17 protein-coding genes are annotated in these 15,531 nt (G+C 66.4%); 9 read left to right on the top strand and 8 right to left on the bottom strand.

Annotated features, from left to right (window positions below):
- Window positions 1-19: 19 nt before the first annotated feature.
- Window positions 20-1,660 carry a chaperonin GroEL gene (groL, locus tag AC1RP5_RS07020; protein WP_493109901.1) on the bottom strand — a complete coding sequence of 547 codons (1,641 nt, stop codon included), beginning with the start codon at window positions 1,658-1,660 and terminating at the stop codon, window positions 20-22.
- A gap of 50 nt (window positions 1,661-1,710) precedes the next feature.
- Entirely contained in the window at window positions 1,711-2,025 is a 315-nt protein-coding gene (groES, locus tag AC1RP5_RS07015; RefSeq protein ID WP_493109900.1) for a co-chaperone GroES, read from the bottom strand.
- 279 nt (window positions 2,026-2,304) lie between these two features.
- On the opposite strand from groES, the gene AC1RP5_RS07010 reads away from it, so the two are divergent.
- Both AC1RP5_RS07010 and AC1RP5_RS07005 read left to right on the top strand, forming a co-directional pair.
- Window positions 2,305-2,571, top strand: a complete 267-nt coding sequence (locus tag AC1RP5_RS07010; RefSeq protein ID WP_493109899.1) for an usg protein — start codon at window positions 2,305-2,307, stop codon at window positions 2,569-2,571.
- 31 nt (window positions 2,572-2,602) lie between these two features.
- Window positions 2,603-3,580, top strand: coding sequence for a Bug family tripartite tricarboxylate transporter substrate binding protein (locus AC1RP5_RS07005; protein WP_493109898.1), 978 nt, complete (start codon window positions 2,603-2,605; stop codon window positions 3,578-3,580).
- Window positions 3,581-3,660: 80 nt separating this feature from the next.
- Here the strand turns inward: AC1RP5_RS07005 and AC1RP5_RS07000 are convergent, their stop codons facing one another.
- The 3 genes from AC1RP5_RS07000 to AC1RP5_RS06990 all read right to left on the bottom strand — a co-directional run bounded on the left by AC1RP5_RS07000 (window position 3,661) and on the right by AC1RP5_RS06990 (window position 6,228).
- On the bottom strand, window positions 3,661-4,629 hold the full coding sequence (locus tag AC1RP5_RS07000) for an NAD(P)H-dependent flavin oxidoreductase (RefSeq protein WP_493109897.1): 969 nt from the start codon (window positions 4,627-4,629) through the stop codon (window positions 3,661-3,663).
- 14 nt (window positions 4,630-4,643) lie between these two features.
- A complete protein-coding gene (locus AC1RP5_RS06995; RefSeq protein ID WP_493109896.1) occupies window positions 4,644-5,480 on the bottom strand; it encodes an EamA family transporter in 837 nt (278 codons plus the stop codon).
- 121 nt (window positions 5,481-5,601) lie between these two features.
- Entirely contained in the window at window positions 5,602-6,228 is a 627-nt protein-coding gene (locus tag AC1RP5_RS06990; protein WP_493109895.1) for a glutathione S-transferase family protein, read from the bottom strand.
- A gap of 74 nt (window positions 6,229-6,302) precedes the next feature.
- Between AC1RP5_RS06990 and AC1RP5_RS06985 the strand changes: the two genes are divergently transcribed.
- Window positions 6,303-7,085, top strand: a complete 783-nt coding sequence (locus AC1RP5_RS06985) for an HpcH/HpaI aldolase family protein (RefSeq protein ID WP_493109893.1) — start codon at window positions 6,303-6,305, stop codon at window positions 7,083-7,085.
- 178 nt (window positions 7,086-7,263) lie between these two features.
- On the opposite strand, the gene AC1RP5_RS06980 is transcribed toward AC1RP5_RS06985, so the two are convergent.
- Entirely contained in the window at window positions 7,264-8,505 is a 1,242-nt protein-coding gene (locus AC1RP5_RS06980; RefSeq protein ID WP_493109892.1) for a cytochrome P450, read from the bottom strand.
- Between the two features lie 148 nt (window positions 8,506-8,653).
- On the opposite strand from AC1RP5_RS06980, the gene AC1RP5_RS06975 reads away from it, so the two are divergent.
- Genes AC1RP5_RS06975 through AC1RP5_RS06965 form a run of 3 tightly spaced genes read left to right on the top strand, consistent with a single transcriptional unit; the run spans window position 8,654 to window position 11,688 of the window.
- Entirely contained in the window at window positions 8,654-10,579 is a 1,926-nt protein-coding gene (locus AC1RP5_RS06975) for a potassium transporter Kup (RefSeq protein WP_493109891.1), read from the top strand.
- 12 nt (window positions 10,580-10,591) lie between these two features.
- Window positions 10,592-11,290, top strand: a complete 699-nt coding sequence (locus tag AC1RP5_RS06970) for an alpha/beta fold hydrolase (RefSeq protein WP_493109890.1) — start codon at window positions 10,592-10,594, stop codon at window positions 11,288-11,290.
- The gene (locus AC1RP5_RS06965) at window positions 11,287-11,688 is read left to right on the top strand and encodes a GNAT family N-acetyltransferase (RefSeq protein ID WP_493109889.1); all 402 of its coding nucleotides are present in this window, start codon (window positions 11,287-11,289) and stop codon (window positions 11,686-11,688) included. Before AC1RP5_RS06970 ends, AC1RP5_RS06965 begins: the two co-directional genes overlap by 4 nt.
- Window positions 11,689-11,704: 16 nt before the next feature.
- Here the strand turns inward: AC1RP5_RS06965 and AC1RP5_RS06960 are convergent, their stop codons facing one another.
- Both AC1RP5_RS06960 and AC1RP5_RS06955 read right to left on the bottom strand, forming a co-directional pair.
- A complete protein-coding gene (locus tag AC1RP5_RS06960; protein WP_493109888.1) occupies window positions 11,705-12,136 on the bottom strand; it encodes a CHRD domain-containing protein in 432 nt (143 codons plus the stop codon).
- Between the two features lie 113 nt (window positions 12,137-12,249).
- Window positions 12,250-12,723 carry a hypothetical protein gene (locus AC1RP5_RS06955; RefSeq protein WP_493109887.1) on the bottom strand — a complete coding sequence of 158 codons (474 nt, stop codon included), beginning with the start codon at window positions 12,721-12,723 and terminating at the stop codon, window positions 12,250-12,252.
- A gap of 85 nt (window positions 12,724-12,808) precedes the next feature.
- Here AC1RP5_RS06955 and AC1RP5_RS06950 point away from each other — a divergent pair, with 85 nt between their 5' ends.
- From AC1RP5_RS06950 to AC1RP5_RS06940, 3 genes are all read left to right on the top strand, one after another.
- Window positions 12,809-13,378, top strand: coding sequence for an NADPH-dependent FMN reductase (locus AC1RP5_RS06950; protein WP_493109886.1), 570 nt, complete (start codon window positions 12,809-12,811; stop codon window positions 13,376-13,378).
- Between the two features lie 4 nt (window positions 13,379-13,382).
- Window positions 13,383-14,111 carry a class I SAM-dependent methyltransferase gene (locus AC1RP5_RS06945; RefSeq protein ID WP_493109885.1) on the top strand — a complete coding sequence of 243 codons (729 nt, stop codon included), beginning with the start codon at window positions 13,383-13,385 and terminating at the stop codon, window positions 14,109-14,111.
- A gap of 203 nt (window positions 14,112-14,314) precedes the next feature.
- Entirely contained in the window at window positions 14,315-15,526 is a 1,212-nt protein-coding gene (locus AC1RP5_RS06940) for an MFS transporter (protein WP_493109884.1), read from the top strand.
- Window positions 15,527-15,531: the final 5 nt, after the last annotated feature.

The following is a 15,531-nucleotide window of genomic DNA, read 5'->3' as shown; positions in this document are numbered from 1 at the left end:
TTCTTCGAGAAGAATGGACTTAGAAGTCCATGCCGCCCATGCCGCCGTCGCCACCCGGCGGCATCATCGGGGCCTTCTTCTCCGGCTTCTCGGCGATCATCGCCTCGGTCGTGACCAGCAGACCGGCCACCGAAGCGGCGTCCTGCAGGGCCGTACGAACGACCTTCACCGGATCGATGATGCCGGCCTTGACCATATCGCCGTAGTCACCCTTCTGGGCGTCGAAGCCGAACGAAGTGTCCTTCTGCTCGAGCATCTTGCCCGCAACGACGGCGCCGTCGTAGCCGGCGTTCTCGGCGATCTGGCGGACGGGCGCCTGCAGCGCACGACGCACGATCTCGATGCCGACCTTCTGGTCGTCGTTGGCGGTACGGATCTTGTCGAGCGCGCGGATCGCGTAGAGCAGAGCCGAACCACCGCCGGCGACGACACCCTCTTCCACCGCAGCCTTGGTGGCGTGCATGGCGTCATCAACGCGGTCCTTCTTCTCCTTGACCTCGACCTCGGTGGCGCCGCCGACCTTGATGATCGCAACACCGCCGGCGAGCTTGGCCAGGCGCTCCTGGAGCTTCTCGCGGTCGTAGTCCGAGGTGGTCTCCTCGATCTGAGCGCGGATCTGGCTGATGCGGGCCTGGAGGTCCGCCTTCTTGCCCGAGCCGTCGACGATCGTGGTGTTTTCCTTCTCGACGAGGACCTTCTTGGCCTTGCCGAGCATGTCGAGCGTGACGTTCTCGAGCTTGATGCCGAGGTCCTCGGAGATCAGCTGACCGCCGGTCAGGATCGCCATGTCCTCGAGCATCGCCTTGCGACGGTCACCGAAGCCCGGCGCCTTGACGGCGGCGATCTTCAGGCCACCACGCAGCTTGTTCACGACCAGGGTCGCCAGGGCTTCGCCCTCGACGTCCTCGGCGATGATCAGCAGCGGCTTGCCCGACTGCACGACGGCCTCGAGCACCGGCAGCATCGCCTGCAGGCCCGACAGCTTCTTTTCGAACAGCAGGATGTACGGCGAGTCGAGCTCGGCGATCATCTTGTCGGCGTTCGTGATGAAGTACGGCGAGAGATAGCCGCGGTCGAACTGCATGCCCTCGACGACGTCCAGCTCGGTGTCCAGGCTCTTGGCCTCTTCAACCGTGATGACGCCCTCGTTGCCGACCTTCTTCATGGCTTCGGCGATCATCTTGCCGATCGACTTGTCGCCGTTGGCCGAGATGGTGCCGACCTGGGCGACTTCGTCCGTGCCCGTGATCTTCTTGGCGCGCGCCTTGATGTCCTCGACGGCCGCCTCGACAGCGAGGTCGATGCCGCGCTTGAGGTCCATCGGGTTCATGCCGGCCGCGACCGACTTCACGCCTTCGCGCACGATCGCCTGGGCGAGAACGGTCGCCGTCGTCGTGCCGTCGCCGGCGATGTCGTTGGTCTTCGAGGCCACTTCGCGCACCATCTGGGCGCCCATGTTCTCGAACTTGTCGGAGAGCTCGATCTCCTTGGCGACGGTGACGCCGTCCTTGGTGATGCGCGGCGCGCCGAACGACTTGTCGATGACGACGTTACGGCCCTTCGGGCCGAGCGTGACCTTCACCGCGTCGGCGAGAATGTCGACGCCGCGCAGCATGCGCTGGCGGGCGTCGGCGCTAAAACGGACTTCCTTGGCTGCCATTTTCTAGTTCCTCTCGAATGTTGTGATTGTTTCGGTCGATGGGGGGAGGCTTAGGCGGCCTTCTTCATCGAGGCGGAGCCTTCGATGATGCCCATGATGTCGGATTCCTTCATGATCAGGAGATCCTGGCCGTCGATCTTGATCTCGGTGCCCGACCACTTGCCGAACAGGATGCGGTCACCCTTCTTGACGTCCAGAGCAACCAGGTTGCCCTTCTCGTCGCGGGCGCCCGGGCCAACGGCGACGATCTCGCCTTCCATCGGCTTTTCCTTGGCGGTGTCGGGAATGATGATCCCGCCCTTGGTCTTGCCTTCTTCCTCGACGCGCTTGACCACGACTCGGTCGTGAAGCGGACGGAACTTCATGTTTCTTCCTCCAGTGATCGATTGACCTGCACGACCGGTCGGCCGCGGCGAATGGATTGCTGTCAGCACTCGCAGAGAAGGAGTGCCAATGGCGCACGGGATTTAGGGTTGTAGGCTCCATGAGTCAAGGCAGCCCACAAAAGGTTCCTGAAGTAGGTTCGCACTAGCAGCAATCGTGAGAGACGGCTGCTAACTCCTTGAAGTGGAACGATTTTTGCTGATTTCCCAGCAAGGGTGCGTGACTATTCCCCCAGGCGCACCGTGTCAAGGAGGGCCTATATGGACCGCAGTTTTGTTGCGCAGCTCAATGACTACCGCATCACAACCGCCGAAATCCTCTACTGGATGCCCGATCACAAGCACGTCCTGCAGAGCTTCCTCTGGCAGAACCTCGATCTGGCCCCTCGTTTCCCCGCCCTCACCAAATTCCTCGATTTCTGGGACCGCAATCTCGACGGCAAGGTCCACAAGGTGACCGTCGCCAACACGCGGCTGATCAAGCCTGCCGAATTCACGTTCGCATCAGGCCTCTATCAGCTTCATTGACGGGCAGCCGCCGGCGGTCTCCGCTGGCGGCATGAACCGGAGAAACGCTCTCGCCCTGCTGGGCTCCCTGCCGCTTGCGTCGGCGGTCCCGTCCCTCGTGCGCGCACAGGAGGCCAACTGGCCGTCGAAGCCTGTACGCCTCGTCGTCCCCTTCGGGCCCGGCGGCTCGGGCGACATCGTCTCGCGCATCGTCGCCCACGAGGTCGAGAAGATGGCGGGGCAGACCTTCGTCATCGACAACAAGCCGGGCGCGACGGCGATGATCGGCACGGCGATCGTGAAGAACGCGCCGGCCGACGGCTACACCCTGCTGCACGGCTCGACCTCGAGCCTTGCGGCCAATCCCAGCCTCTACAAGCAGATGACCTACGATCCCGACGACTTCACCACGGTCGCGGTCGACGGCACGATCCCGGGCTTCATGCTGGTGGCGAAGGACGCCCCCTACAGGACGGTGAAGGAGTTCGTCGCCTGGGCGAAGGCGCGGCGAGAGCCGATCTTCTCGGGCTACGGCAACACCTCCTCGCGCGTGCCGTCGGCGCTGTTCGCCGAACAGAGCGGCGTCGCGTTCGAGGAGGTCGCCTACAAGGACGCGGTCCCTGCGATCCAGGACCTGATCGGCGGGCGCATCCACGTCACCTTCCCCGACATCGTGATCGGCGAGAGCTACGTGCGCTCGGGCCAGGTGCGCGCGCTGGCCGTAACGTCCGCGGCACGCGCGCCGCAATATCCCGACCTCGAAGCGGTCGCCGAGACCTATCCCGGTTTCGAGGCGATCGCGTTCCTGTCGTTCACGGTGCGCAAGGAAGTGCCGGTCGAGATCCAGCGCAAGCTCGCCGGCTGGGTGATGGCGGCGCTGCACAAGCCCGAAGTGCACAAGCGCCTGCTCGAAATCGGCATCACACCGCCGCCGCCCGACTGGGACATCGCCAAGGCCGACGCCTTCGTGAAACGCGAGCGCGAGCTTTGGACGAAGTACATCAAGCTCGCAAAGATCGAGCCGCAATGACGTTGTCGTCCTGAGCGCAGCGAAGGACCTTGCGCTGGTTCAGGAGTACTCCCTGGCGGACGCCAGATCCTTCGCTGCGCTCAGGATGACGGCTTCTTTGCTGCCAAATACTCAGCCGCCGTCCGCTCGATCAGCTCGGCGACCGAGGGCACGTCGGCGACGCCCGAGACCGAATGGCCGGCGCTCCAGATGTCCCTCCAGCGCTTGGCGTCGGGCCGATCGCGCTCGGCGGCGTTGATATCCTTGGAGATGTCGATGCTGCCGCGCACCGGCAGGTTGTCGGGATCGAGGCCGGCGGCGGCGATCGACGGACGCAGCATGTTGGTCTCCAGCCCGGTGAAGGCGCGCGTCAGCAGCACGTCGTCGAGGCGGCTCGACACCAGCATCTGCTTATAAGCGTCCTTGGCCAGGCTCTCGCGCGTGGCGATGAACTTGGTGCCCATGTAGGCGAGGTCGCAGCCTAACACCTCCGCCGCCGCGACGGCGTGACCGTCGGCCATGCCGCCCGCCATCACGACGATGCCGTCCCAGAACTTCCGAACCGCGCGCACGAAGGCGAAGGGATTGACCCATCCGGTCTGTCCGCCCGCACCGGCCGTGAGCAGCACGAGCCCGTCGACGCCCGCCGCCACCGCCTTCTCGGCATGACGCACCGAGGCGACGTCGGCCAGCACGAGGCAGCCCGCATCCTTGAGCGGCTTCATCACCGGTTCGGGCGAACCGACCGAGGTGATGACGATCTCGGCCTTGTGCCGCAGCACGGCCGCGAGATCGTCGGGCACGCGCGGGTTGGAACGATGCACGATCAGGTTGGGACACCAGGGCGCGGGCGCACGACCATCTGTATCGGCGGCGCGCTTCGCATCGTCGGTCATGCCGGCGAGCCAGACGTCGAGTTCCTCGACGGTGCGACAGTTGGCGGTCGGGAACGAACCGATGACGCCCGAACGGCAGGCCGCCGTCACGAGCGCGGGGCCCGATACGAGGAACATCGGCGCCGCGATCAGGGGCAGGCGCAGGCGATTGCGAAGGGAGGCAGGCAAGGACATGGAAGCAGCTTAACTCAACGCACGACGGCGAGAAGCGCGATCCCGATCGTCACGAGGATCGACGCGCTGATGCGGCGCAGGCCGAAGCCTTCCTTGAGTACGATGGTTCCCAGGATGGCGCCGAAGATGACGCTGGTTTCGCGCAACGCCGTCACCGGACCGAGCGGCAGGCTGCGCGCCGCGACGAGATAGGCGAGGAAGCCCAGCACCGACAGAAGCCCGGCCAGCAGGCCGATCGCCCCGAAGCGCCGCGCGTGGCCCAAAAGATCGCGGCGCCGGCACGTCACCGCGTAGCCCACCATCCCGAGGCTGGTGACGATCTCCAGGCAGGCCTGGAAGCCCAGCACCGTGCCGGCAGCACGCACGCCGAGGCCCGCGAAGAAACTGTAGGCTGCCACGGAGACGCCGGTGGCCAGCGCGAAGCCCACCGCCTCGCGGCTGGCGCCGCTGCCGAACGAGAGCGCCATGATGCCGAGCGACACCAGGCCCACGGCGACGAACTGGAGCATGCTCAGCGTCTCGCCGATGGCGAAGAAGGCCGCGACCGTCGTCAGCACCGGCGCCAGGCCGCGCGCCAGCGGATAGACGACGCTCATGTCGCCCACGCCGTAGGAGCGGATCAGCAGCGCGTAATAGGCGAACTGCACGGCCGCCGTGAGACCGAGCCACTTCCAGCTCTCGGGCGCAGGCCATTCGACGAACGGCAGAACGGCGAGCCCGAACAGCAGACCGGCCACGCGGATCGTCACCATGGTGAGGGTGCGATCGCCGGCCGACTTCATCAGCGCATTCCAGATCGAATGCGCGACCGCGGAGAAGATGACGAGTGCGTAGAGGAAGGTCGCGGACATGCCACCCGATTGGCGGACATCGTCTGCAGGCGGTCAACGGCGGGCGGATCGCCCCACGCTTAGAAGACCGCGGTCGGACCGCCACGCAAACGCGCGGCGGTCCGGTTATCGCGAAGAGAAATCAGGCCGCGGCCGAGAGGCCTTCCTGCTCCAGCACGCGCTTCACGGCCGGACGGGCCTTCATGCGCTCGTAGTGGGCGGCGACGTTCTTGGGCAGCGGCATCTTCATGCGGCCGGCCGCCCAGAACGAAACATAGAACAGCGCGGAGTCGGCCACCGAGAACTTGCCGGCGAGGTATTCCTTGCCTTCGAGCGCCTTGTCCATGACGGCGAGGCCCTTCTCCATGATCTCCTTGCCGCGCGCCTTGACCTTGTCGTGGTCGGCTTCGGTGTAGGAGAAGTTGCCCGGGCGGAACATGCGGCTGAAGCCCTGCATGTGCATGGTCGACACGGCATAGTCCATCGCCTCGAGCGCGGCGGCTTCACCGTCGGCATCGGACGGCAGCAGGCCGGCCTCGGGGTTCTTGCGCGCCAGCCACACGGCGATCGCGGGGAACTCGGTCAGCACCGAACCGCCGTCGCGCACCAGGGTCGGCACCTTCGACTTCGGGTTGAGCGCCACGAATTCCGGCCCGTACTGTTCCTGCTTGGCGCCGTCGACCTTGTGCAGGTCGTAGGGCTTGCCGATTTCTTCGAGCAGCACGTGGATACCGAGCGAGCAGGCGCCGGGCATGTAATAGAGCTTCATGAGTCTCTCCCTAAAGTAGATGTCTGGTGGGGACGTCCCACGCTAGCATCGGGACCTTATGGGGGGAAATGACAATGACAAGTAACGGACTGCGCGCACTCGTCGGCACCAAGCCCACGAAGATCGGCACCTTCCTGTTCGAGTTCGCCACGCCGGGAATCGGCCAGATCCTGAAGGCAGCCGGCGCGGAATTCGCCGTTCTCGACATGGAACACACCGGTTTCGGATTCGATACCGTCCGCCAGGTCGTGCGTTACATGCAGGCTGCAAACCTGCCGCTGGTCGTGCGCGTGCCCTCACAATCGCGTCATCACATCTCGCGCGCGCTCGACACCGGCGCCGACGGCGTGATGGTGCCGATCGTCTCGTCGGTCGAGCAGGCCAAGGCGGTGCTCGACGCCGCCAAGTACTGGCCCGATGGCACCCGCGGTGTGGCGCTGGGCCTCGCGCACGAACGGTTCGCCATGCGCTCCGAACCGCTGCTGCCGCGCTTCGCCGAACAGAATGCGCGTACCGCCATCATCCTTCAGGTCGAGGATCCGCGCGGCGCCGCTGCGGCCGACGAGATCGCCTCGATGCCCGGCGTCGACATGCTGTGGCTCGGCCACAACGATCTCACCGTCGCCATGGGCGAACCCGGCGCCTTCGACCATCCCGACTTCCTCACCGCCGAACAGGCGACGATCGCAGCGGCGAAGAAGCACGCTAAATCCGCCGGCCGCCTCGCCGTCGATGCGAAGCAGGCCGCGCAGTTCGTGAAGCTCGGCTACGACTTCGTCTCGATCGCGGGCGATGTGTGGTTGCTGCAGCAGGCGTTTGCCGCGGGCGTGGAGACGATTCGAGGATCGTCGTCCTGACCCCACATCACGACCTATGAACACCATCAACTAAAAATATCCGTCGTCCTGAGCGGAGCCGCCCGAAGGGCGGCGCAGTCGAAGGACCTCTTTTCTGACGCACGATGTGTCGAAACGAAAAGAGGTCCTTCGACTACGCGCCTTCGGCGCTTCGCTCAGGACTACGGAGTTACTCGTGTCAATTCCTGATCCGCACCGGCAGCGAGCGGATGCCGCGGATGAAGTTGGAGTAGAGGCGCACGGGCGGGCCCATGACCTCGATCTCGAGGTCGCGCTTTAAAAGCTCCTCCCACAGGATGCGGATCTGCATCTCGGCGAGGCGGTCGCCGACGCAGCGATGGATGCCGGCGCCGAAGGACAGGTGATGCCGCGCCTTCGGGCGACCGACGACGAAGCGCTCGGGCTCGTCGATCGCGGTCTCGTCGCGATTGCCCGAGACGTACCACATCACCACCTTGTCGCCGGCGCGGATCTGCTTTCCGCCCAGCTCGCAGTCCTTGCGCGCGGTGCGGCGCATGTGGATCACGGGCGTCGCCCAGCGGATCGTCTCGGAGACGAGGCTCGACATCTGGTTGGCATCGGCCTTCACCTTCTCGACCTCGGCGGGGTTTTCGAGCATCGCCATCAGACCCGAACTCATCGAGTTGCGCGTCGTGTCGTTGCCGCCGACGATCAGCAGCGCGAAGTTCCCGATGAACTCGCGCGTCGGCATGTTCTTCGTGGCCTCGCTGTGCGCCATCATCGAGATCAGGTCGAAGGTCGGCGGCCGTGCGGCGCGCTCCTGCCAGAGCGCCGCCATGGTCTCGGCCATATGGCGCAGCTCGGCCATCCGCGCCTCGTTGGTCTTCACGACCGCGTCCTCGGCCTCGATGTTGCAGATCGCGACGTCGGACCAGTGCGTGAGCTTGCGCCGGTCCTCCTGCGGGAAATCGAACAGGGTCGCCAGCATCATGGCGGTGAGCTCGGTCGAGACCCGATCGGCCCAGTCGAAGGTTTCTCCGCGCGGCAGGCCGTCCAGCACCTGGGCGGTGCGCTGGCGGATCAGTCCCTCCATGTTGGCGAGGTTCGAGGGGGCCACGATCGGCGCCACGGTCTTGCGCTGGGCGGTGTGGCGCGGCGGGTCCATGCGGATGAAATTGGGCAGTTCCTCGCCCTGGGGCTGGTCGGTGATCTGGATGCCGCCCAGCTCCGAGGCCGAGGAGAAGGTCGCCGGGTCGAGTTCGACCTTGGTGATGTCGGCATAGCGGGTGACCGACCAGTATGGCCCGAACGGGCTGTCCGGGTGCCAGTGGACCGGGTCCTCCCGCCTCAGCCGGGCAAAATGCGGCCCCCAGCTATCCTCCCGGTAAAGCCTTGGCTGGCTGACGTCCGTGTACGCCTGGGCGTGTTCTTCGGCCTGTTTTTGCGCCTGTATTTGCATGGGGAGCCTCCCTATCCCCAAGGCCGCCCGCGGGGTGCTTCCAAGTCAAGCGCTTTCGTCGCAACGGTGCCTTATTTGGCTCGTTGACAGCGCGGGAGGCTAAGCGCAAACCCTCGCCGCGCCGCCGTCCGAGGCGGCGTTTGTAATCATGGCACCAGCCGAAACCAGCCAATCCTCGTCCACCGAACCCGCCACCAGCAGCCAGCACGCGCCCCATCCCGTGGGTGCCGCCCTGGTCGTCGGTGCGCTCGGTGTCGTCTTCGGAGACATCGGCACCAGCCCGCTCTATGCGCTGCGTGAGACCTTCGTCCACGGCTCCGGCATGGCGCCGACCCGCGAGCACGTGCTGGGCGTGCTCTCGATGCTGTTCTGGGCGGTGACCCTCACCGTCACCATCAAGTACGTCGCCCTGATCATGCGCGCCGACAACAAGGGCGAAGGCGGCGTGCTCGCCCTGGCGACGCTGGCCACGCGCGGCCTGAACGGCAAGGCGCGCCGGACCCGAAGGGCCATCGTGGTCCTGGCGGTGGTCGGACTGGCGCTGTTCTACGGCGACGCCATCATCACCCCCGCCGTCTCGGTGATGTCCGCCGTCGAGGGTCTGTCGGCGGCTGCGCCCGCCTTCACGCCGTTCGTCCTGCCGCTGTCGCTGGTCATCCTCGTCGCGCTGTTCATGCTGCAGTCGCGCGGAACCGCCGATGTCGGCCGGCTGTTCGGGCCGGTGATGTTCGTGTGGTTCGTGGTGCTGGGCGTACTCGGCGCCTGGCAGGTGGCCAAGAACCCGTCGGTGCTGGCGGCCATCAATCCGATCCACGCCTATTACCTCGTCTCCGACCAGGGCTTCGGCATCTTCTGGGCGTTCGGCTCGATCGTGCTGGCCGTCACCGGCGCCGAGGCGCTCTACGCCGACATGGGCCATTTCGGCCGCAAGCCCATCCGCATCGGCTGGCTGAGCCTCGTCATGCCGGGCCTGCTGCTGAACTATTTCGGCCAGGGCGCGCTGATCATCGAGAATCCCCACGTCGTGCACCAGGTCTTCTTCGAGCTGGTGCCGCAGGACTACATCATCGTGCTGGTCGTGCTCTCGACCCTGGCGGCGGTCATCGCCTCGCAGGCGGTCATCACCGGTGTGTTCTCGCTGACCCGGCAGGCCATCCAGCTCGGCTACCTGCCGCGCATGGAAATCCATCACACCTCCGAGACGGCGATCGGCCAGATCTACATCCCGCGGGTGAACTGGCTGCTGATGTCGGGCGTCGTGGCGCTGGTCGTGGGCTTCGGCTCGTCGGGCGCGCTGGCCGGCGCCTATGGCTTGGCGGTCACCGGCGCGATGCTGGTCGATGCGGCACTCGCCATGGCGGTCGCGATCCTGGTGTGGCGCTGGTCGTGGCCGCTCGCCGCGACCGTGTTCGGCCTGCTCGCCATCCCCGACCTCGCCTTCTTCATTGCCAACGCATTGAAGATCCCCGACGGCGGCTGGCTGCCGCTGATCGTGGCCTCGCTGATCTACTTCACCATCATGACCTGGCGTCGCGGCCGCAAGCTGGTCGCCACGGAGCTGAGCGAAGGATCGCTGCCGCTGAAACAGTTCCTCGAGCGCATGGAGCGCGCGCCCGACCGCGTCGCCGGCACCGCCGTCTTCCTCACCGCCGACGCCACCCACACGCCGGCCGCGTTCCTGCACAACCTGAAGCACAACAAGGTCCTGCACGAGCGCATCATCATGCTGCAGGTCGACACGATGGACGTGCCGGTCGTGTCCGACGCCAACCGGGTCGAGGTCGAGCGGCTGGGCAAGGGCTTCCACACCGTCGTCGCCCATTACGGCTTCACCGAACAGCCCGACATTCCCGAGGCGCTGCGCGCCTGCCGCCCGCACGGCATTGCCTACGACGAGATGGAGACCTCGTTCTTCCTCGGCCGCGAGACCCTAGTGCCGTCGCAGCATTCCAAGCTCGGCCGCTGGCGCCGCGACTGGTTCATCTCGCTCTCCCACTCGGCCTCGGCCTCCAAGACCTTCTTCCGCATCCCGCCCAACCGCGCTATCGAACTCGGCAACCAGATCCAGATCTGAGGCCTGCCGCCCATGCCGCGTTCTCCGCTCGTCCTGCTGCCGGGCCTGCTCAATACGCGCCAGGTCTTCGACCATCAGATCGAAGCGCTGGCCGATATCGCCGATTTCACCGTCCCCGAGCTCTGGCACCACGACACGATGGCGGCGATGGCCGAGGCGACGCTGGCCATCGCGCCGCCGACCTTCGCGCTGTGCGGCTTCTCGATGGGCGGCTACGTCGCGCTGGAAATCTTCCGCCGCGCGCCGCAGCGAGTCGAGCGCATCGCCCTGATGGATACCCAGGCCGGCCCCGATTCGCCCGAGACGGCGGCCAAGCGGCGCGGCTTCATCGAGCAGACGCGCATCGGACGCTTCCACGGCGTGCACCCGACCCTGCTGCCGCAGCTCCTCCATCCCTCGCGCATCGCCGACAAGGCGATCACCCAGACGATCCTCGACATGGCGGGCGAGATCGGCGGCGACGGGTTCGTGCGCGAGCAGCAGGCGATCCTGGGGCGCGCCGACAGCCGCCCGCTCCTGGTCGAGATCGAGGTGCCCGCCGTCGTGATCGTCGGCCGGCAGGACCTGGTCACGCCGCCGGCACGCGCCCAGGAGATGGCGACCGACATCGCCAACGCCCGCCTCGTGGTGATCGAGGAGAGCGGGCACATGACGCCTTTGGAGAAACCGGCCGAAGTCTCGGCCGCACTGAGGAGATGGTTGACGCAATGAACACGATCTACGCCCGCGAGGACGATCTCGGCGCCGACGAATATATCGACGTGGTCGCCAAGTCGGGCCTGAACCGCCCGATCACCGATCGTCCGCGCATCGAGCAGATGCTGAAGCAGGCCAACCTGATCCTGACCGCGCGCCAGAACGGCAAGCTGGTGGGCTTCGCCCGCTCGCTGACCGATTTCTGCTTCTGCTGCTATCTGTCGGACCTCGCGGTCGACAAGGCCTGCCAGGGCCAGGGCATCGGCCGCCGCCTGATCGAGATGACCCGTACCGAAGCAGGTGGCGCCAACACGACCACCCTGCTCCTCTCGGCCCCGACGGCGATGACCTACTACGAGGGCATCAAGATGCCCAAGGCCGACAACTGCTTCCTGTACCGCCGGCAGCAGTAAGAACGGCTGTCGGTCCCTACTTCGTTACCTGGCCACGGATCTCGCCGCCCTTGTTGGCGTCGGTGTGGATGTTGAAGTACCAGCGGCCGGCCGTGAGATCGGCGGCCTGGGCGTCGGTCAGGGTCGCCTCGCCCTTCATCGGGCTGGCGAGGCCGTCCTTCTGCGGGATGACGACGCCGGCATTGGCGCCGGCCGCGGCCGGACCGTGGAAGTGCGCCGCCGTCGGCGGGCCGCTCAGGTCGGCATAGGTCACGTTCCAGGTGAGCTTCTTGGTGGCGGTGTCGTAGGTCGCGGTGAGCGCGCCCGTGCCCTTGGTCGTCACCGGCGGCACCTGGCTCGCGCCGTTCAGGGTCGCCTTGTAGGTCTGCATCTCGGCGAAGGCCGGCACGGCGGACAGCGCGGCGAGGGCTGCGAGCCCGAAGAGGCCCCTGCGGAAAATCGTGGTCATGAGCGTTCCTCCGATATTGCCGGCAGGATGATCTGCAACCGCACGGCCGGCTGGCGCGGGCTACGCATCATCGCCGCCGAGTGTGCAGCGGCCATGACACGATATCGTTAACGTCAGGGCCCGCGCTGGGCTGCAATCGCCCGCTGCAATTGGGCGTCGAAACCCTTCAGCGTCTGGGTGAAGGGCCCGGCCTCGGTGCCCTGGAGCTGAAGCTGCACGGTGATCTGCTGGCCGGTGCGCAACTGCTGCAGGAGCTGGCCCGACTTGTAGTCGTCGAACTGGCAGATGCCCTGGCCGCAGGTGCTGGTCGAGATGAACGGGTTGGAATCGACCTGGACGCTGGCCCGCACGCCCTGCCCGTCGCCGACCACCGAGATCTTGTTGTAGGCCGCCGAGTAGCGCATCACGAGGAACTGGCCGAGCAGGCTGTTGCCGTCGATCGTCGCCTGCACGCCGCAATCCTTGCCACCCTCCATGGTGCAGGACGTCACCCACTTGTCGGGCGGCTGGTCCTGCGCGACGGCAGCTTGCGAAAGGGTCAATGCGGCGGCCGCAACACCGGCGGCCACGAGTACGGATCGCATCATCTTTCGCCTTGCTCCCGCGTTTGCCAACATTCCAGAGGCCACCTATGTAGCCGCCTACGACCACGCTGACAAAGGAACCCTACGCATGTCCGAGAACCTCAAACTCGTCGCGTTCTGCGGCAGCCTGCGCAAGGCGTCCTTCAACCGCCTGTCGCTGCAGGCCTTCATCGAGCGGCTGCCGGCCGGCGCCTCGTGCCAGGTGATCGAGATCGGCGACTGGCCGCTCTACGACGCCGACGTCCAGGCCAAGGGCTTCCCCGACAAGGTGCAGGCCGCGCAGAAGGCCATGCTCGAAGCCGACGGCGTGGTGCTGGTGAGCCCGGAATACAATTACGGCATCTCGGGCGTGCTGAAGAACGCCATCGACTGGCTGTCGCGCATGACCCCGCAGCCCTTCGCCACCAAGCCGGTCGCGCTGTTCGGCGCCTCGATGGGCGTGCTCGGCACGGCGCGCGCGCAGTACCAGCTTCGCCAGACGCTGGTGTTCCTCGACGGCCGGCCGGTCAACAAGCCCGAGGTCATGATCGCCCAGGCGCAGAACAAGTTCGCCGACGGCAAGCTCAACGACGAAGCGACCGGTAAGCTTTTGGCCGATCTTGGTGCTGGGCTGGCGCTCGCCTGCCGACAGGCCAAGGCGGCGGCTGCCGTCAAATAGGACCATGACCCAGAACATCTACGACACCGCCGAGTTCTTCGCGGGCTACAGCCGCCTTCCACGCTCCGTGGAAGGTCTGGCCGGCGCGCCGGAATGGCCGACCCTGCAGTCGATGCTTCCCGACATGCAGGGCCTGCGGGTCGTGGATCTGGGCTGCGGCTTCGGCTGGTTCTGCCGCTGGGCGGCCGAGGTCGGCGCGACTTCGGTGCAGGGCCTCGACGTCTCGGAGAACATGCTCGCGCGCGCGAGAGAGACGACCGCCGATCCGGCCATCTCGTATGAGCGTGCCGATCTGGAAAACCTGTCACTCGCCGAGGGCGGGTTCGATCTCGTCTACAGTTCGCTCGCGCTGCACTACATCGAGAACCTGCGCGGCCTGTTCGAGCAGGTGCGCCGCGGCCTGGTGCCCGGCGGCCGCTTCGTCTTCTCGGTCGAGCATCCGATGTACACCGCGCCGGCCAAGCCCGGCTGGGCGCGCGACGCCGACGGCCGCCTGTCGTGGCCGGTCAACCGCTACGACGACGAAGGCGCACGCTCGACCGACTGGCTCGCCAAGGGCGTGATCAAGCAGCACCGCACGCTGGCGAGCTACATCAACCTGCTGATCGAGATGGGCTTCACCCTGACCCGCCTCGAGGAATGGTGCTCGACCGCAGCACAGGTCGCTGCGCATCCCGACTGGGCGGGCACGGAAGAGCGGCCGTCGTTCCTGCTGGTCGCAGCGCAGCGATAAACCAACACCCGTCGCCTCGACCGGAGCGCCGCAGGCGCGGAGTGGAGAGACCTTTTTTCCACTTCAAGTCGTCGGATCGTGGAAAAGAGATCTCTCCACTTCGCCTCGCTGCGCGAGGCTCCGGTCGAGATGACGGGTGATTGGCCCATCCTTCGGTCCACGCCGAAGGAACGTCGGGCGCGTTCGTGGTAGCAAGCAGGGTCATGTCGTCGAGACCGCTCCTCCTCGTCCTGCTGATCGCCGTCACCTGCCTCAGCCAGTTCTATCGCGTGTCGAACAGCGTGATCGCGCCTGAACTCGTGCGCGATCTCGACCTCACGCCGCGCCAGCTCGGCTGGGCCGGCAGCGCCTTCTTCTTCGCGCTGTTCGCGGTGCAGGTGCCGGTGGGCATGTGGTTCGACCGATTCGGCGCACGCCGCACCGTGGCAGCGCTGTCGCTGCTGGCGATGCTGGGCTCGGTCTGGATCGCCCGCTCAAGCGACGCCACCGATCTCATCGTCGGCCGCACCATCGTGGGCGTGGGCTGCGCCGCCTCGTTCATGTCGGTGGTGTTCCTGTGCTCGCGCTGGTTCGACCAGGCGCGGCTCGCCACTCGTCTTTCCTGGGTGTTCGCCGCCTCCAACATCGGCACCTTGGCGGCGGCGACGCCGCTCGCCTGGATCGCGGCCACGATCGGCTGGCGCGCGGGTTTCCTGGGCCTGGGCGCCGTCACCTTGCTGGTCGCCGCGGGCTTCCTGATGTTCGTGCGCGACCGGCCGCCGGAATATCGGGGCACCGAAGCGGCCAAGGAAACACCCGGCCAGATCCTGCGCGGGCTCTGGGAAGTCTGGCGCACGCCCGGCCTCGGCCCGGTGCTTTCCATGCACTTCTTCGCCTACGCCACCATGCTGACGGTGCTGGGCGTGTGGGGCGGCCCCTATCTCTACGACGTGCACAAGCTCGACGGCGTGGCGCGCGGCAACGTGCTGCTCGTCATGGGCGTGGCGCAGATCCTTGGCATCCTGGCCTACGGGCCGATGGACCGCGTGCTGCGCTCGCGCAAGCGGGTGGTGTTCGGCGGCGCTGCGATCTCGACCGTGCTGCTGGCGATCATGGCGGCTCTGCCCAATCCGCCGCTCTGGCTCGCGGTGTCGCTGCTGATCGCCTTCTGCTTCTTCTGCGCCTACGGCACGGTGATCGTGGCCCAGGGCCGCGCGCTGTTTCCCGATCGCCTCGCCGGACGCGGCGTCACCACGGTGAACATGGCGCAGTGCCTGGGCCTCACGGTGCTGCCGGCGATCGCGGGTTACATCGTCGAAGCCTTCGGCGCCGGCGACATCGCCTATCGCTGGGTGTTCGGCATGCTCGCCGCCGGCATCGTCCTGGGATCCATCGCTTACGTCCGCGCACGCGACAGTTTTACAGCGCGCGGGTAGAGTGG

This window comes from Reyranella sp. GW821-FHT12G01, from assembly GCF_058806575.1.
Note: the sequence above shows the minus strand (reverse complement) of the source record. Positions and strands in the feature narration are given on the sequence as shown.

What these genes read in the sequence shown, in the direction of transcription:
- AC1RP5_RS06970 (WP_493109890.1), top strand. Translation starts at nt 10,592, where the DNA reads ATGCCGCGTTCTCCGCTCGTCCTGCTGCCGGGCCTGCTCAATACGCGC.
- AC1RP5_RS06940 (WP_493109884.1), top strand. Translation starts at nt 14,315, where the DNA reads ATGTCGTCGAGACCGCTCCTCCTCGTCCTGCTGATCGCCGTCACCTGC.
- AC1RP5_RS06990 (WP_493109895.1), bottom strand. Translation starts at nt 6,228, where the DNA reads ATGAAGCTCTATTACATGCCCGGCGCCTGCTCGCTCGGTATCCACGTG.
- AC1RP5_RS06955 (WP_493109887.1), bottom strand. Translation starts at nt 12,723, where the DNA reads ATGATGCGATCCGTACTCGTGGCCGCCGGTGTTGCGGCCGCCGCATTG.
- AC1RP5_RS06960 (WP_493109888.1), bottom strand. Translation starts at nt 12,136, where the DNA reads ATGACCACGATTTTCCGCAGGGGCCTCTTCGGGCTCGCAGCCCTCGCC.
- AC1RP5_RS06985 (WP_493109893.1), top strand. Translation starts at nt 6,303, where the DNA reads ATGACAAGTAACGGACTGCGCGCACTCGTCGGCACCAAGCCCACGAAG.
- groES (WP_493109900.1), bottom strand. Translation starts at nt 2,025, where the DNA reads ATGAAGTTCCGTCCGCTTCACGACCGAGTCGTGGTCAAGCGCGTCGAG.
- AC1RP5_RS06995 (WP_493109896.1), bottom strand. Translation starts at nt 5,480, where the DNA reads ATGTCCGCGACCTTCCTCTACGCACTCGTCATCTTCTCCGCGGTCGCG.
- AC1RP5_RS07000 (WP_493109897.1), bottom strand. Translation starts at nt 4,629, where the DNA reads ATGTCCTTGCCTGCCTCCCTTCGCAATCGCCTGCGCCTGCCCCTGATC.
- AC1RP5_RS06945 (WP_493109885.1), top strand. Translation starts at nt 13,383, where the DNA reads ATGACCCAGAACATCTACGACACCGCCGAGTTCTTCGCGGGCTACAGC.
- AC1RP5_RS07005 (WP_493109898.1), top strand. Translation starts at nt 2,603, where the DNA reads ATGAACCGGAGAAACGCTCTCGCCCTGCTGGGCTCCCTGCCGCTTGCG.
- groL (WP_493109901.1), bottom strand. Translation starts at nt 1,660, where the DNA reads ATGGCAGCCAAGGAAGTCCGTTTTAGCGCCGACGCCCGCCAGCGCATG.
- AC1RP5_RS06950 (WP_493109886.1), top strand. Translation starts at nt 12,809, where the DNA reads ATGTCCGAGAACCTCAAACTCGTCGCGTTCTGCGGCAGCCTGCGCAAG.
- AC1RP5_RS07010 (WP_493109899.1), top strand. Translation starts at nt 2,305, where the DNA reads ATGGACCGCAGTTTTGTTGCGCAGCTCAATGACTACCGCATCACAACC.
- AC1RP5_RS06980 (WP_493109892.1), bottom strand. Translation starts at nt 8,505, where the DNA reads ATGCAAATACAGGCGCAAAAACAGGCCGAAGAACACGCCCAGGCGTAC.
- AC1RP5_RS06965 (WP_493109889.1), top strand. Translation starts at nt 11,287, where the DNA reads ATGAACACGATCTACGCCCGCGAGGACGATCTCGGCGCCGACGAATAT.
- AC1RP5_RS06975 (WP_493109891.1), top strand. Translation starts at nt 8,654, where the DNA reads ATGGCACCAGCCGAAACCAGCCAATCCTCGTCCACCGAACCCGCCACC.